Genomic DNA, 15,347 nt, shown 5'->3' on the forward strand with positions numbered 1-15,347 from the left:
ATAAGGACGATAATGTCAGTGAAGAATATGAAAGTCGGTTTTCGACTGGGCGCAGCATTCAGTTTAGTCATCCTGCTGCTGATTATTGTGAGCGCAACAGCAGTCATTAAAATCAATAACATTAATACCGCCGTAGAAAATATCGTTAACGATCGCTATATCAAAGTCAGGCTGGCGTTTGATGTGCGCGATGGCGTTAACAACCAGATTAAATTTCTGCGCGGCATGGTGATCGATACGCCCCGTCCCGAAATGAATCAAAAGCGTTTTGGCCAGCTTGAGCAGGCGACGCAGCAAACCAACGAAGCGATTGAACAGATCGCCCGACTGCAAACTACCGCCGTCGGCCAGAAAAAAATCCTGGCGGTCAAAGAGGCGGCACAGGGCTTCGCCGCAGCGAGCCAGCAGCTGCTGACGCTGATCCGCGAGGGCAACGTCGACGCCGCCGCCGACTATGCGCTGCGTAAAATGACGCCGGCGCAAAACGCCTTCCTCGATATCGTGGTGAAATTTGCCGATTCCCAATCCTCCCAGCTGCAGGGTGAAGGCGCGCACGCGGTGGCGGACGCCACCACCGCCATCAATATCACGCTGATCTTCTCCGCGCTGGCGATTGTTGCGGCGCTGCTCCTCGGCTACTTCCTGACCCGCTCAATTGTGCAGCCGCTGCGCGCCGCCGTCAGCATTGCGGAAAACGTGGCGGCCGGCGATCTGCGTACGGTTATTAAGGCCGACTCATCGGATGAAACGGGCCAGCTGATGCAGGCGCTGAAGAAGATGAACGACAATTTGCTGCAAATCGTGACCGAAGTGCGCGCCGGCACCGACCTGATCGCGACTGCCTCCAGCGAAATCTCCGCCGGCAATATCGACCTCTCCTCCCGTACCGAACAGCAGGCCAGCTCGCTGGAAGAGACAGCCTCAGCAATGGAGCAGATGACCTCCACCGTGAAGCAAAACGCCGATAACGCCCGTCAGGCTAATCAACTGGCGGCGCTGGCGTCAAACGTCGCGGTGCAGAGCGGCAATGCGGTGAAGCAGGTGGTCACGACCATGGAGGCCATCAGCAGCTCATCGCGCAAAATCGTCGATATCATCAGCGTGATCGACGGCATCGCCTTCCAGACCAATATTCTGGCGCTGAACGCGGCGGTCGAGGCGGCGCGTGCCGGCGAGCAGGGCCGCGGCTTCGCGGTGGTGGCATCTGAAGTGCGCAGCCTGGCCCAGCGCTCCGCTTCCGCCGCCAAAGAGATCGCGCAGCTGATCGAAGATTCGGTGAATAAAGTCGATGAAGGCGGCCGTCAGGTGGCTAACGCCGGCAGCACCATGAACGAGGTGCTGACCAGCGTGAAAAGCGTGACGGAAATTATGGGCGAGATCTCTATCGCCAGTAGCGAGCAAAGCACCGGCATCGATGAGATCAATGCGGCGATCACCCAGATGGACCAGGTGACGCAGCAGAATGCCGCGCTGGTTAATCAGTCTGCGGCAGCGGCGCAGGCGATGCAGGAGCAGGCCGCCCAGCTGGCTCAGGCGATGCGGGTATTTAAGGTCAACGCCGTCTGATCCCCCTTCGCCTTCCGCTCCCGGTCGGGTGGCGGAAGGCGAAAACCGCGCCGGTAAATCGCCTTGCGGCTATCCGGTGAAAACATCGAACACATCAAAATCGGCCGACGCGCCCTGTCCTACACTGGCTAACCCGAAAGAGTTACTTCGCGTTCGCAGGGAGGTATAAGTGCAAAGCGTACAGGCCGATTTAGTGATTGTCGGCGCCGGCGGCGCCGGTCTGCGGGCGGCTATCGCCGCCGCCGAAGCCCATCCAGCGTTATCTATCGCCCTTGTGTCAAAAGTCTATCCGATGCGCAGCCACACCGTGGCTGCCGAAGGCGGGGCCGCCGCCGTCACCCAGCAGCATGACAGTTTCGACGCCCACTTTCACGATACCGTCGCCGGCGGCGACTGGCTGTGCGAGCAGGATGTGGTGGACTATTTCGTCCGTCACTGCCCCGAAGAGATGATCCGCATGGAGCAGTGGGGCTGCCCCTGGAGCCGCAGAGCGGACGGCAGCATCAACGTACGCCGCTTCGGCGGCATGAAAATAGAGCGCACCTGGTTCGCCGCCGATAAAACCGGCTTCCATATGCTGCATACCCTGTTTCAGACCTCGCTGAAGTATCCGCAGATACGTCGCTTCGACGAGCATTTCGTCCTCGATCTGCTGGTGGATGATGGACGCGTCGGCGGGCTGGTGGCGCTGAATATGATGGAGGGCACGCTGGTGACGCTGCGGGCGGGCGCGGTGGTGCTGGCGACCGGCGGCGCCGGACGTGTCTACCGCTACAACACCAACGGTAGCATCGTGACCGGCGACGGCATGGGCATGGCGCTGCGCCACGGCGTGCCGCTGCGCGATATGGAGTTCGTGCAGTATCACCCTACCGGCCTGCCCGGCTCCGGCATTTTAATGACCGAGGGCTGCCGCGGCGAAGGTGGCATCCTGGTGAATAAGGATGGCTATCGCTATCTGCAGGATTACGGGCTTGGCCCGGAAACGCCACCCGGCGCGCCGAAAAACAAATATATGGAGCTGGGCCCGCGCGACAGGGTCTCGCAGGCGTTCTGGCATGAATGGCGCGCCGGACGCACCCTCGCCACGCCGCGCGGCGATGTGGTCCATCTCGATTTACGCCACCTCGGCGCGCAAAAGCTGCATGAGCGGCTGCCTTTTATCTGCGAACTGAGCAAGGCCTACGTCGGCGTCGATCCGGTCACCGATCCTATTCCGGTGCGCCCCACCGCCCACTACACCATGGGCGGCATCGAAACCGACGCGCGCGGCGAAACGCGGATTCAGGGGCTGTTTGCCGCCGGGGAGTGTGCGTCCATCGGCCTGCACGGCGCTAACCGTCTTGGATCGAACTCGCTGGCGGAGCTGGTAGTGTTCGGCCGCCTGGCGGGCGAACAGGCGGCCGCGCGCGCCCAGGCGAGCCGTCCCGACAACGCGCGCGCGCTGCAGGCGCAGGCGCAGGATGTCGAACGGCGTCTGCTGGCGCGCATCAACCAGCCGGGCGATGAGCGCTGGTCAACGCTGCGTGACGAGATGGGGCGCAGCATGGAGGAAGGTTGCGGCATCTACCGCACGCCGGCGCTGATGCAGCAGACCATCGACACGCTGGCGTCGCTGAAGCAGCGTTTCCAGCGCCTGCATATCCGCGACAGCAGCAGCGTTTTCAATACCGAGCTGCTTTATAGCCTCGAGCTGGAGCATAGCCTGAACGTGGCCGAATGCATGGCGCACGCCGCTTTGCACCGCAAAGAGTCGCGCGGCGCGCATCAGCGGCTGGATGAGGGCTGCCAACAGCGCGACGATGCGCACTATCTCCATCACACCCTGACCTTCTTCACCCCCGACGGCGCGCCGCGCATCACGACGTCGCCGGTGAAGATCACGCGTCTGCCGCCGGCGCAGCGGCTCTACGGCGCGGAGGCGGAGGCCGCGCCCGCTCAGGAGGTTTCTCATGACTAACGCAACCCTTACCCTGACGCTGCAGCGCTATCACCCGGAGCGGGATAGCGCGCCGTATGATCAACAGTTCACGGTACCCTGGGATGAACAGACTTCGCTGCTGGACGCGCTGGGCTATATCAAAGATAACCTCGCGCACGATCTCGCCTGGCGCTGGTCGTGCCGTATGGCGATTTGCGGCTCCTGCGGCGTGATGGTTAACGATATCCCCAGGCTCGCCTGTAAGACCTTTCTGCGCGATTACCCCTATGGCCTGCGCGTCGCGCCGCTGGCTAACTTTCCGGTAGAGCGCGATCTGGTGGTCGATATGAGCCGCTTTATCGCAAGCCTGGAGGCGATCAAGCCCTGGATTATCGGCAATCCGCGCGTGCCGGCGCAGGGCGCCAATCCGCAGACGCCAACGCAGATGGCGCGCTATCACCAGTTTGCGGGCTGTATCAACTGCGGACTCTGCTATGCCGCCTGTCCGCAGTTCGGCCTGAACCCGGAATTTATCGGCCCGGCCGCCATCGCGCTGGCGCATCGCTACAATCTCGACAGCCGCGATCGCGGCAAGGCGGAAAGAATGTCGCTGCTGAACGGCGATAACGGCGTCTGGCCCTGCACCTTTGTCGGCTTTTGTTCCGAGGTCTGCCCGAAGCATGTCGATCCCGCCGCGGCGATCCAGCAGGGCAAAGTGGCGAGCGCCAAAGACTATCTTCTCGCCCGGCTGAAACCGCGCTAAGGAGCTGATGATGATAAGCAAACGCAAACCCTGGTCGCCGCCGGTAAGTGCTGGCTGGTGGCGCCATCTGGCTTTCTACCGTTTCTATATGCTGCGCGAGGGCACTGCGCTGCCGGCGCTCTGGTTCAGTCTGGAGCTGATTTTCGCGCTATACGCGCTGAAAGGCGGCGCGGAACAGTGGGACGCCTTCGTCAGCTTTCTGCGCCATCCGCTGGCGCTGCTGCTGAACCTGATCGCGCTGGCGGCGGCGCTGCTGCACAGTAAAACCTGGTTTGAGCTGGCGCCGAAGGCCGCCATAGTGATAGTGAGAGGGAAAACGCTGCCGCCGCAGCCCATCATTATCGCCCTGTGGATCGTAATGCTGCTGGTGACGCTCGGCGCGCTGTGGCTGGCGTTGGCAGCGTAAGGAGGAGAAGATGCAACAACCGCAACAACCGCAACGATCGGATGAGCCGCTATTCTGGGGGCTATTTGGCGCCGGGGGATGTGGGCAGCGTTGTTCTCACCGGTGGTGGTGCTGCTGGTCGGCGTGCTGCTGCCGCTGGGCTGGTGGCCCGCCGATGCCTTAAGCTATCAACGCATTTTTGATTTCGCCACGACATTAATCGGGCGCGGGGTGATTTTGCTGGCGATTGTTCTGCCGCTGTGGTGCGCGCTGCATCGTCTGCATCATGGCGCGCACGATCTGAAATGGGCCATTCCCGCCAGCAAATGGTGGTTTTACGGCGCCGCCGTTATCCTGACGGTTGTCGCTGCGGTGGGGGTCGTCACGCTGTAGCTTAGCCTTTCAGCAACGAGAGCATCATCTGCGGCTGCTGGTTCGCCTGCACCAGCACCGCGTTGCTCGCCTGCTGCAGGATCTGCTGCTTCGTCAGGTTAGAGGCTTCCAGCGCGTAATCGGCATCCATAATACGGCTGCGCGCCGCCGTGGTGGCGATAGTCTGCTGCGAGAGCGAGGCCTTAGCCGACTCCAGGCTGTTAATGGTGCTGCCATATTCGCCCCGGTAGCCGCTGACGGTCTGCAGCGCCTTATCCAGCGCGCCCATCGCTTTTTCCGCTTCATCTTTTGGATTCAGTCGGCTTGCCGCCAGCCCCAACGACGCCGTGTCGGAGGGGGTCGGCTCAATGGTTTTGGTCTGCAGCGTATCGCCGAAGTTAGCGCTGGTCACCACCTGCATCGGGCTGCTCGCCTTAGCATCCACGGGCGTGTAGGTAGGCGTCGGCATGTTGTCCCAGGTCATCCGCGCGGCAAACGAGCCGTTGCCTACCACCATCACGATCAAATCTTCGGTGGCTTTATTGATGACGATATGTTCCCGCGTATTGGCGCTGGAGACCGTGCCGTCGTTAAAGCCGCCGGTGGTGGCATCTTCGTAACGGTCGCCGTCGCCGCTGTAGGTGATCGCCATGCCGTTATAATTTTGCGTCGCGCTGCCGCTCAGGTTGTAGCTGCTGCCGCCCTGCACCAGCAGAGAGTCATCGTAGCTGGCGCCCGGCAGAAAACCGTTCTCCGGCGTAATCACTTTGCTGTCAGCCAGCGCCGCGCTGTTCACGCCTTTGCTGACCCAGGTGGAATCGGGATCGCTGCCCTGCAACGGGGTGCCGATCAGATGCTTGCCGTCGCGCGTGAAAACCTGAATGTCATCGTCATAGGAATAGGAATCGATGCGCATCGCAACGTTCGTCGCGCCGGCGGGCACATAGGCCAGCGATACAATGCCCGAGGTAAAGCTATAGTTGTTGCCCGGTACCGGAAACTTGCCGGTGGCGGGCGAAACGTTGCCCAGCTTTACCGGCAGATCGGTAACGCCGGACGCCAGCGGATATTTGCCGAAAATTTCGGTGGTGCTGGCGATCTGATCGATCGTCTCGCTGATCTGCTGGAATTCATCCTGCAGGCTCTGTCGATCGCTATCTGATAAGGCGTCGTTCACCGAACGGATCGCCAGCTCCTTGCCGCGGATGAGCAGCCTGGAAATGGTATCCAGCCCGCCATCAGCGGTCTCCGACAGGCTGATGCCGTCATCCAGACCGCGCGCGATCACCGTGTCGGCGCCGATATTGGCGGTCATACGGTTAGAAATGGCCTGACCGGCGGCGTCATCTTTCGCGCTATTAATGCGCAAACCGGATGAGAGACGCGCAATGGTCTGGCTGAGCGATGGGGCGTCCTTTGCCTGATTTTTCAGCACGTTGGCTGATAACAGATTGGTATAAATGGTCGCCATGATAAGTGTTTCTTCATTGACTGGTGTCTGAGTAGGAAGGTTATCGGCGCAGCGCCCCTGCGCTTTAGCGCCTTTACAATCGCTGACGCCAGGCGCGCCAGGGCTTCGCGCGTTTGCACGTGCTGCCGCCTGCCGCTACGCACTCTGCTTTTCCCGGCCTATACTTAAGCTGTTAAAACCTATCAGGAAAGCATTATGTCACTATGGAAAACCTTTATTGCCAGCGTGGGCGCCCTGCTCTCGGTGGCCTGCAGCACCACGCCGCCGAAGAATGTCACGGTGGTGGAAAATTTCGACGCCGATCGCTATCTCGGCCAGTGGTATGAAATCGCCCAGCTGAATCATCGTTTTGAACGCGGCCTCGATCATGTCACGGCCACTTACAGCAAGCGCGACGACGGCGGCCTGAAAGTGATTAATCGCGGCTATGACGTGCAGAAGCAGCGCTGGAAAGAGAGCATCGGCAAGGCCTACTTTACCGGCTCGCCGCAGCGCGCGGCGTTGAAGGTGTCGTTTTTTGGTCCTTTCTACGGCGGCTATAACGTTATCGCGCTCGACAGCGACTACCGCTATGCGCTGATCTGCGGGCCGAACCACGACTATCTCTGGATCCTGTCGCGTACGCCGCAGCTGGATGAGTCGGTTAAGCAGAAGCTGACGGAACAGGCACGTCAGGCCGGTTTCCCGGTCGATAAGCTGATTTGGGTGAAACAGGACGGCGCGACGCCGCAGCAGGCGGGCAACTAACGCGGAAAGGAAAGGATGTCGGTACGGAACGCAGGTTCCGCACCGTACCTGTTATTGCGCGCCGCGCTGAATCGCCTGACCGCCCGCCTCAACATCCTCGCCTACGCCGCGCGTGGTGTTGCAGGCTGAGAGCAGAGTAGAAAGAATCAAAGCGGAAAAAATTGCGACAATACTTTTCTTTGACATAGCCATTTCCTTTTTGGTTGCAGTTGAAAGTACAGCAACTAAAGCATAGCCCTAAATTAACAGCTTGCTCGTTGGGGTGCCGGAAATGGCTTTCTTTCAGAAAGGAAGGTGACTCAGTTTGCTGCGCGGGAGATAGCGCCGCCAAGGTGCGAAACATCTTCACCAAAGCCGCGGAAGGTATTGCAGGCGCTGAGAGCCGTCGTCATCAGCAGCGCGACAGCGATGAGTTTTACGATGCTCTTCATTCTTTCAGGGTTCTCAGTAAAAAAGCGCACCCAAAGGATGCGCCTGATTGCTGCTTATTTTACGCGAGATACGTATTCGCCAGAGCGGGTGTCAACTTTGATCACTTCGCCAATCTGGACGAACAACGGCACTTTAACCACGGCGCCGGTAGAGAGCGTAGCCGGTTTGCCGCCGGTGCCCGCCGTATCGCCTTTCAGGCCCGGGTCGGTCTCAACGATTTCCAGCTCGACGAAGTTCGGCGGCGTTACGGCGATCGGGCTACCGTTCCACAGCGTCACGATGCACTCGGCCTGATCCAGCAGCCATTTAGCGTTTTCGCCAACGGCTTTCGAATCCGCAGCCAGCTGCTCGAAGGTTTCATTGTTCATGAAGTGCCAGAACTCACCGTCGTTGTAGAGGTAAGTCAGGTTCATATCCACAACGTCTGCGCCTTCGGCGGAGTCGGTAGATTTAAAGGTTTTTTCAATCAGCTTGCCGGTCAGCAGACGACGCATCTTAACGCGTGCGAACGCCTGGCCTTTGCCCGGTTTTACAAACTCGCTGGCTTCGATGGCGTAAGGTTCGCCTTCGAACATGATTTTGAGACCGTTGCGAAAATCGTTGCTAGAATAAGTCGCCATAAAGGCCCTCTACAATTTAATACTGGTACTTAGCCAAAAAAATGGCACACATTGTAACCCTAAATACCCCATCCAGAGAAGATTGGTTGCAACAACTTGCAGACGTCATCACTGAACCCCATGAATTATTGCAGTTTTTAGCGCTGGAACAGCATCCTGAGCTGGCCGCTGGCGAGCCTGCGCGCAAGCTTTTTGCCCTGCGTGTGCCGCGCGCCTTCGCCCGGCGCATGAAAAAAGGCGATCCGCGCGATCCGCTGCTGCTGCAGGTGATCACCGATCGGCAGGAGTTTATCGACGCGCCAGGCTACAGCACCGATCCGCTGGATGAGCAGAGCAGCGTGGTGCCAGGCCTGCTGCATAAATATAAAAACCGGGCGCTGCTGCTGGTAAAGGGCGGCTGCGCGGTGAACTGCCGCTACTGCTTCCGCCGCCACTTCCCCTATCAGGATAACCAGGGCAACAAACGCAACTGGCAGCGGGCGCTGGACTATATCCGCGATCACAGCGAGCTGGATGAGATCATTTTTTCCGGCGGCGATCCGTTAATGGCGAAAGATCATGAGCTGGACTGGCTGATCGGCGAGCTGGAAGCGATCCCGCATTTAAAACGCCTGCGCATCCACAGTCGTCTGCCGGTCGTGATCCCGGCGCGCATTACCGAAGCGCTCTGTCAGCGCCTGGGCCACTCGCGGCTGCAGGTGTTGATGGTGACCCATATCAACCATGCGCAGGAGATTGACCAGGCACTGCGCCACGGCGTGACGATGCTAAAGCACGCCGGCGTGACGATGCTGAACCAGAGCGTGCTGCTGCGCGGCGTCAATGATAATGCGCCCGCGCTGGCGGAACTCAGCAACGCGCTGTTTGACGCCGGCATCCTGCCCTACTATCTGCATGTACTGGATAAGGTGCAGGGCGCGGCGCACTTCTATGTTTCGGACGAGGAAGCGCGGGCGATTATGCGTCAGCTGCTGCCGCTGGTTTCCGGCTATATGGTGCCGAAGCTGGCGCGCGAAATCGGCGGTGAGCCCAGCAAAACGCCGCTCGATTTGCAGCTGCGGCAGTCGTGAAGCGCGCTGCCGGCCGGATGCGGTATGGCTGTACCGCATTGCGGTCGTGTGCGGCATGGTTGAATGTGGCTGCCACCAAAATATGGCATTGATGAATCCCCTGTGCCGCAAAAGGCGCCATTGCTAAACCGCGCTGCCGACCGGATGCGGTATGGCTATACCGCATTGCGGCCATGTGCGGCATGGTTGAATGTGGCTGCCACCAAAATACGGCGCTCCTGACCCTCACAGCCCGCGACATAAAGCGGGCGCCCCTTCCCGGCCCGCCGGTTAATAAAAGCGCTGCTTTATCGCCCTGCTAATCTTTTTTGCCGTCTGCTGCTGCGCCATCATTTGCAGCAGCGCACGGCATTTCGGCACGCTGTGCGCCAGATGAATCTGCACCCCCTGGCAAAAATAGTTATGCCGGGGAATATTGCTGGCGTCCGGCATAAAGCGGTGCCCGGGGCAACCGCCGTGACATAAAGGCCGCCAGGCGCAGCGGATGCAGCTGCTGTTTGCCGCCACCTGCTTTCGACGGGCGAAGTCGCGGTTTTTCTCGCCGTTGACCATCAGCGTAAGATCGTCATGATTAATATTGCCAAGCCGATGTTGCGGAAAGACGAAGTGATCGCAGGAATAGAGATCGCCGTTAGCCTCGATAACCAGGTTGCCACCGCAGGTTTCATTCAGGGTGCAGGCGGCATTCTGTCCCGCCATCTTCGCCAGCAGCTGTTCGAAATTCATAATAAACACCTGGCCTAAATCGTTCAGCAGCCATTCATCAAACAGCCGGTTCAGGAAATCGCCCCAGGCCTTCGCGCCGACCGACCAGTCGGCGACCCGACAGCTGCCGGAAAAATCGGGATGCATCAGCGTCAGTCCATACTTATCAGGCCCGCCTTTTCTCTCCACCAGCGGGATAAACTGCATGTAGCGGCTGCCAATACGCCGCAGAAAGCGATACACCTCCAGCGGCTCGTTAACGTTTTCAGCGCTGACCACCGTCAGAGAGTTCCAGGCGACATCGTGTCGCGTAAGCGCCCCGATGCCCGCCATTACCGCAGCGAAGCAGCTGTTGCCCGCCTGGTTTTTACGGTGGCGATCGTGATGCAGCTGGTTACCGTCAAGCGAGACGCCGACCAAAAAGGCATGGCGTTTAAAAAACGCCGCCCATTTGTCATCAATATTCACGCCGTTGGTCTGGAAATAGTTATTAATGCTTTTACCGTTGCGGTAACGCTGCTGCAGCGCAACTGCGCGCCGGTAGAAATCAAGCCCGACCAGCGTCGGCTCGCCGCCCTGCCACAAAAAATCGACAACGTTAGCGCGCTGCGCGGCGATGGTTTTTCTGATGTAATTTTCCAGCGTCGTGTCATCCATGCGCCAGGCCTGTTTGCGCTCAGGATAAAGCTGCGCTTTCTCCAGATAGAAGCAGTAGTCGCAGGCGATATTACATAACGCGCCGCCCGGTTTCGCCATAAGCTGAAAATTGCTGACAGGATCGTCCTGCATACTAGTTCTCCCTGTAATAAACGGTGATGTTCCCTTTACCTTTGGCGTTCTGCCCGCCGCCCGCATTATTTCGCCATGAGGCGATGGGGATATTAATCATCCTGTTAACGGCAGCCGAAAATATAATTAACGCCGGTTAAGCGCGCAGCGCTTTTATTTATCCTGCTACTGTGGTTTGCCTGACGCGCAATCAATCCGCAAGTCTGGCTGCGACCAAGGCGGCTATGTGGCATGGCGATATTCGCCGCTATCATGCCGGCGGTTATCGCTTTTTCCGCTCTAAGGGTATTACCGGCGAATTATCCCGACAAGCGGAAACCCTTTTCCGTCACGCTTTTGTGAGAAGCCTCTATTTTTAATAGCCGGCCACGCGGTTCAGTAAAAGATCAAAATAAGCAGAAGGAAATGTAATTAGCGGCGTCACTTTTTTATGCTGCGGGTTACATTATTATCCTGACGCCTGATATTAATGGCGCCTGACCCTGCGGAATCGTATGCCTGCCATTCTCGTCGTCGACGATCACCCGGCTATCTGTTACGCCCTGAAAATTTATCTGGAGGCGGAGAAAGATCTCTGCGTGATGACGACCACTGACGGCGGCGCCGTTATGGCACTCATTCGTCAGCACCCTGTCGATCTGGTTATTCTGGATATCGCCCTGCTCCGGCTCGACGGGCTTGATCTGTTAGCGCGAATCAAACATTGCCGTCCGGCGACGCGTGTCCTGATGCTCTCTGGCCTGGCGGCGGACAAGTATGCGCGGCGCAGCCTGCTGGCGGGCGCTGACGGCTTTCTCAGTAAGCAGCATCTCCTTTCCGCTATCCGCGCCGCGGTGCGCCTGCTGCTGGAGGGCTACAGCTGCTTTCCCGCCGACTGCCTGCGTTCTGACTCCTCTCGCCCGGCGCGGCGCGGCAGCGCGCTGTTATCCCGCCTTTCCAACCGGGAGATAACCGTTCTGCGTTATCTGGCGGAAGGAAAGACCAATAAACAGATCGGCGAACTACTGCAGTTAAGCAATAAAACCGTCAGTACCTATAAAGCGCGCCTGCTGGAAAAAAGCGGCGCCGCATCGCTGGCGGAGCTACTGCTGCAGCTGGAAGAGCCGCCTCCCTGACGCGCACTACCGGGCCGCTTCATGCCAGTGACGGCGATGTCATCCCGTCCTACAAAAGATGAAGGACGCGCCTGTCTTGCTATCGCGCAAGCGCGCCTTTACCCTTACGCTGTTTGTGGTTATCTCCGCAAGCCGGCTCTCCCCTTCAATTTCGTACAAGGAGTTACGATGAAAAAGCTCGCCCTGCTGGCCGCCATGATGATGGCCGGCATCGTCAATACGGCCTACGCCGCCGCTCAGGATTGCGCGACAAAACGCGCCGCGATAGAAAAAGAGATCGCTATTGCTGAACATTACGGCAATAGCGCCAAGGTAAACGGCCTGAAGCATGCGCTGGCGGAAGTCAAAGCGCACTGCACCAGCGCCACCGTGATTGCCAGCGCGCAAAAAGAAGTGACTAAGCTGGAGAAAAAACTGGCGGAAAAACAGGAGGATATTCGCGAGCTACAGGCCGATCTGCGCGAAGCGCAGGCCAAAGGCAAGCAGGATAAGGTCGCAAAATATCAGCGTAAACTGCAGGAGAAGCAGGCTGACCTGCAGAGCATCCGGCAGCAGCTCAACAAGGCGCGCGCCAGTCTGGCTACCCTGAAAAAATCAGCCTGATACGGCGATAAACGGAAGCATACCGCTTCCGTTTTTTTGCCCGCGCCGGCGATGAACCGTTTGCGATTTCTCTCTCTGCTGCCCGCTTTTTCGCTGCTGCAGGCGACCGCCGCGCAGCCGCTGTGGGTGCTGGTGAATAATCATTATAAAGGGCGCCTCGCGCTGGAGATAACGGCGGAGCAGCCCTGCCTGACACGCGCTTTGCTGGCGGAATGGGGCGTTAAAACAACGCGCCTGCCCGCCAGCGGCTGGACCGCGCAGGGGTGTTTATCTGCCCGCATCGCGCAGCAACGCTTTCATTCCCGCTATCAACCTGATGCCGCGCTGCTGACGCTGACTATCGCCGCAGAGGATCTCTGGCCACGGCAAAACGATGTCGCCGCCAGCCGCTGGGATGAGGGCATCAACGCGCTGTTTACCAGCTGGCGCGCCAGCTATCGTTACGCACAAAGCGATAATCCTTACGCCGCCCGCGGCGCGCATATGGCGCTGGAGCTGGATAACGGCGTAAATGTCGGCCCCTGGCGCCTGCGCTATCAGAATACCTTCTGGCGCGATGCCGCCGGCAGGCAGGGCGTGTTCACCCGCCAGGCGAGCCTGTATCGCAGCCTCCATGCGTGGCGCGCGCAGTGGCGCATCGGCGACGGTGAAACTTCAGATACGCTGTTTGATGCCTTCCCCTTTCGCGGCATGATGCTCAAGACGGACGAAGCGATGCTGCCCGACCGCTGGCGCCCCTTTTCTCCCTGGGTAAGCGGCTATGCCAGAAGCCATGCCGACGTCACCATCAGCCAAAACGGTCTGACGCTTTACCGCCTGCGCGTACCGCCTGGCCCGTTTGTCATTCGTGATTTTTATCCGCCCGCCAATGACGGCGCGCTGCTGTTGACCATCAGGGAGAGCGACGGTAGCGAGAGCTGGCGCTATCTTCCCTGGTCCGCGCTGCCGGCGCTGGCGCGGCGCAGTCACGTCAGTTATGAACTGGCCGCCGGACGCTACCGTCCCTGGCGCGGCAGCGATCTGCCCGCCCCCGCTTTTCTGCAGGCCAGCCGCACGCAGGGTATCTCCGCCGCGCTGACGCTCTACGGCGGCCTGCAGCGTGCGGATGGGTATGTCAGCTATCTCGCCGGTGCCGGGCTGAACCTCAACCCGCTGGGCGCGCTTTCCGTCGATGTCACTCAGGCGCGCTACCTTTCCGCATCGCGATCCCGCCGCGGCGAGGTCTGGCGCCTGCGCTACGCCAAAGCCTTTTTCACGCAGCAAACCAGCGTCAGCGTTCTGCTGCGCTACTTTCCCTCCCGCGGGCAGTACCGTTCGCTGGAGGAGAAGATTCTGCAGCCGGACGACGACTGGCTGTTTGATGACAGTGAGAACCGCCGGCTGCTGCAGGCGATCTGGATTAACCGTTATCTCGCCGACGATCGCAGCCTGAGCCTGCATTACACGCAGCAGAGCTGGCGCCAGACGCGCGGACAGCGGCGCGCTTTCTCGTTAAGCTACCAGGCGACGCGGGAGGCGTGGGATATCAGCCTGTGGCTGGGCCGCGCGCGCGAGCCCGCTGCCCGCAGTGAAACGACGCTGGGTATCACGCTGAGCCTGTCGCTGCCCGGCAGCGGCTCGCCCACCCTCCGCTACGATCATCATCTGGCCAGCCGCGCCTTTTCCAGCCAGGAAATCGGCCTGAGCGGCAGCGCGCTGGCGAATTACAGCCTGCGCTACGATGCGGCCGTTACCGCGGCGCGCCATGGCGATCGCGGCTATCAGGCTTCGCTCAGCTACCAGCACAACGCGGGCGAGGCGCTGTTGCGCGTGGCAGCAGAAGGCGACACGCGTGACTACCAGATCGATGCCAGCGGTTCGCTGCTGCTGCATCAGGAGGGGCTAACGTTCGGGCAGGCGATGAGCGAGACGATGGCCCTGATTGTCGTGCCCGACTCGCCGGGCATCGGCAACGAACAGCAGTTTGGTGTGACCACCAATGCGAAAGGCGAAGCGCTGGTGGGCTATCTGGTGCCGTGGCGCGTGAATCGCCTGACGCTCGACGGCTGGCAGCTGCCGGAGGGTACCACGCTGCCGATGACCGAACGCGAGGTGGTGCCGACGCAGGGCGCGATTGTTAAAGCGCTCTATTTAGCGGCGGAAAAGCAGCAGACGGCGCGGTAAACGCGCTCAAAAAGGTACAGCAATAGGGGAAATCGGTTTCAGGAAGAAGCGAATCGGCCGGTGTTGCGGCCTGGCAAAGTGGTTTCAGGCAGTGGCGAATGCGCCAGAGTGCGGCCTGACAAAGCGGTTTCAGTGAGTAGCAATAAGCCGGAATCACGGCCTGGTAAAGCGGTTTCAGGCAGCGGCGAATGCGCCGGAACAGCGCCATGCATGATGGGCGATTCCGGCGAACGGTATTCAGGGACACTTATAGACCTGGCCGGTCATCTTGCTGTCGAGCGGCGCGAAGCTTGACCAGATATTCTGTGTCGGGCTGGTGGCGCCATAAATCACGTTGCCGCCCATTTGCGCCGCGCGGTTGCGCAGATCGTTGGCCGCGCCGCGCAGAGAGCTGTTTTCGCCGCCGGCGCCGCTCAGCCAGTTGCTTTGGCTGCCGGTGATCTCGCCCAGTAACTGACAGGTTTCGGCCGGCTGCTGATCGGTAAAGGTGACGCGCTGCCCGGCCGCACTCAGATCTTTAGAGGTGCTACAACCTGCCAGCAGCAGCGCTGCCACAGAAAGCCCCAGCAAGACATTAATCCGCATGTTATTCCTCGTTTATTATCGTCAGTATCCGGCAGAAGCG

Annotated in this window: 15 protein-coding genes and 1 pseudogene; 10 read left to right on the forward strand and 6 right to left on the reverse strand. The window is 59.7% G+C overall.

Annotated elements, in window-relative coordinates; all coding sequences use genetic code 11:
- Positions 1–9 precede the first annotated feature (9 nt).
- The 5 genes and pseudogenes from C2E15_RS18710 (at position 10) to frdD (ending at position 5,028) form a co-directional block, all read left to right on the forward strand.
- Positions 10–1,566 (forward strand): methyl-accepting chemotaxis protein, encoded by a 1,557-nt coding sequence (locus tag C2E15_RS18710; RefSeq protein WP_104958706.1) that lies wholly within the window; start codon positions 10–12, stop codon positions 1,564–1,566.
- 169 nt (positions 1,567–1,735) lie between these two features.
- Positions 1,736–3,526 carry a fumarate reductase (quinol) flavoprotein subunit gene (gene frdA, locus C2E15_RS18715; protein ID WP_104958707.1) on the forward strand — a complete coding sequence of 597 codons (1,791 nt, stop codon included), beginning with the start codon at positions 1,736–1,738 and terminating at the stop codon, positions 3,524–3,526.
- Entirely contained in the window at positions 3,519–4,250 is a 732-nt protein-coding gene (locus tag C2E15_RS18720) for a succinate dehydrogenase/fumarate reductase iron-sulfur subunit (RefSeq protein WP_104958708.1), read from the forward strand. The genes frdA and C2E15_RS18720 overlap by 8 nt, the downstream gene beginning before the upstream one ends.
- 10 nt (positions 4,251–4,260) lie before the next feature.
- Positions 4,261–4,656: a fumarate reductase subunit FrdC gene (gene frdC / locus C2E15_RS18725; protein ID WP_104958709.1), complete on the forward strand. Its 396-nt coding sequence runs from the start codon at positions 4,261–4,263 to the stop codon at positions 4,654–4,656.
- A 10-nt stretch (positions 4,657–4,666) separates the two neighbouring features.
- Positions 4,667–5,028, forward strand: a pseudogene (frdD, locus tag C2E15_RS18730) (fumarate reductase subunit FrdD).
- A 1-nt stretch (position 5,029) separates the two neighbouring features.
- On the opposite strand, the gene C2E15_RS18735 reads toward frdD, so the two are convergent.
- Positions 5,030–6,478 (reverse strand): flagellin N-terminal helical domain-containing protein, encoded by a 1,449-nt coding sequence (locus tag C2E15_RS18735; protein WP_104958710.1) that lies wholly within the window; start codon positions 6,476–6,478, stop codon positions 5,030–5,032.
- Between the two features lie 195 nt (positions 6,479–6,673).
- On the opposite strand from C2E15_RS18735, the gene C2E15_RS18740 reads away from it, so the two are divergent.
- Positions 6,674–7,225 (forward strand): lipocalin family protein, encoded by a 552-nt coding sequence (locus C2E15_RS18740; protein WP_104958711.1) that lies wholly within the window; start codon positions 6,674–6,676, stop codon positions 7,223–7,225.
- A 51-nt stretch (positions 7,226–7,276) separates the two neighbouring features.
- Here the strand turns inward: C2E15_RS18740 and C2E15_RS18745 are convergent, their stop codons facing one another.
- From C2E15_RS18745 to efp, 3 genes are all read right to left on the reverse strand, one after another.
- The gene (locus tag C2E15_RS18745; RefSeq protein WP_038623848.1) at positions 7,277–7,411 is read right to left on the reverse strand and encodes an entericidin A/B family lipoprotein; all 135 of its coding nucleotides are present in this window, start codon (positions 7,409–7,411) and stop codon (positions 7,277–7,279) included.
- 113 nt (positions 7,412–7,524) lie between these two features.
- Positions 7,525–7,656, reverse strand: coding sequence for an entericidin A/B family lipoprotein (locus C2E15_RS18750; RefSeq protein WP_104958712.1), 132 nt, complete (start codon positions 7,654–7,656; stop codon positions 7,525–7,527).
- Positions 7,657–7,710: 54 nt separating this feature from the next.
- Entirely contained in the window at positions 7,711–8,277 is a 567-nt protein-coding gene (efp, locus tag C2E15_RS18755) for an elongation factor P (RefSeq protein ID WP_104958713.1), read from the reverse strand.
- A 41-nt stretch (positions 8,278–8,318) separates the two neighbouring features.
- Here efp and epmB point away from each other — a divergent pair, with 41 nt between their 5' ends.
- Entirely contained in the window at positions 8,319–9,347 is a 1,029-nt protein-coding gene (epmB, locus tag C2E15_RS18760; RefSeq protein WP_104958714.1) for an EF-P beta-lysylation protein EpmB, read from the forward strand.
- A gap of 270 nt (positions 9,348–9,617) precedes the next feature.
- Here epmB and C2E15_RS18765 read toward each other — a convergent pair whose 3' ends face one another.
- A complete protein-coding gene (locus C2E15_RS18765; protein ID WP_104958715.1) occupies positions 9,618–10,841 on the reverse strand; it encodes an anaerobic sulfatase maturase in 1,224 nt (407 codons plus the stop codon).
- Between the two features lie 494 nt (positions 10,842–11,335).
- Here C2E15_RS18765 and C2E15_RS18770 point away from each other — a divergent pair, with 494 nt between their 5' ends.
- The 3 genes from C2E15_RS18770 (at position 11,336) to C2E15_RS18780 (ending at position 14,722) form a co-directional block, all read left to right on the forward strand.
- On the forward strand, positions 11,336–11,956 hold the full coding sequence (locus C2E15_RS18770) for a response regulator (RefSeq protein ID WP_104958716.1): 621 nt from the start codon (positions 11,336–11,338) through the stop codon (positions 11,954–11,956).
- A gap of 168 nt (positions 11,957–12,124) precedes the next feature.
- On the forward strand, positions 12,125–12,559 hold the full coding sequence (locus C2E15_RS18775; RefSeq protein WP_104958717.1) for a DUF1090 domain-containing protein: 435 nt from the start codon (positions 12,125–12,127) through the stop codon (positions 12,557–12,559).
- Positions 12,560–12,610: 51 nt separating this feature from the next.
- Positions 12,611–14,722, forward strand: coding sequence for a fimbria/pilus outer membrane usher protein (locus tag C2E15_RS18780; protein WP_104958718.1), 2,112 nt, complete (start codon positions 12,611–12,613; stop codon positions 14,720–14,722).
- 237 nt (positions 14,723–14,959) lie between these two features.
- Here the strand turns inward: C2E15_RS18780 and C2E15_RS18785 are convergent, their stop codons facing one another.
- Positions 14,960–15,307, reverse strand: coding sequence for a DUF4156 domain-containing protein (locus C2E15_RS18785; protein ID WP_104958719.1), 348 nt, complete (start codon positions 15,305–15,307; stop codon positions 14,960–14,962).
- Positions 15,308–15,347: the final 40 nt, after the last annotated feature.

Source organism: Mixta gaviniae (assembly GCF_002953195.1).
Taxonomy (GTDB): Bacteria; Pseudomonadota; Gammaproteobacteria; order Enterobacterales; family Enterobacteriaceae; genus Mixta; species Mixta gaviniae.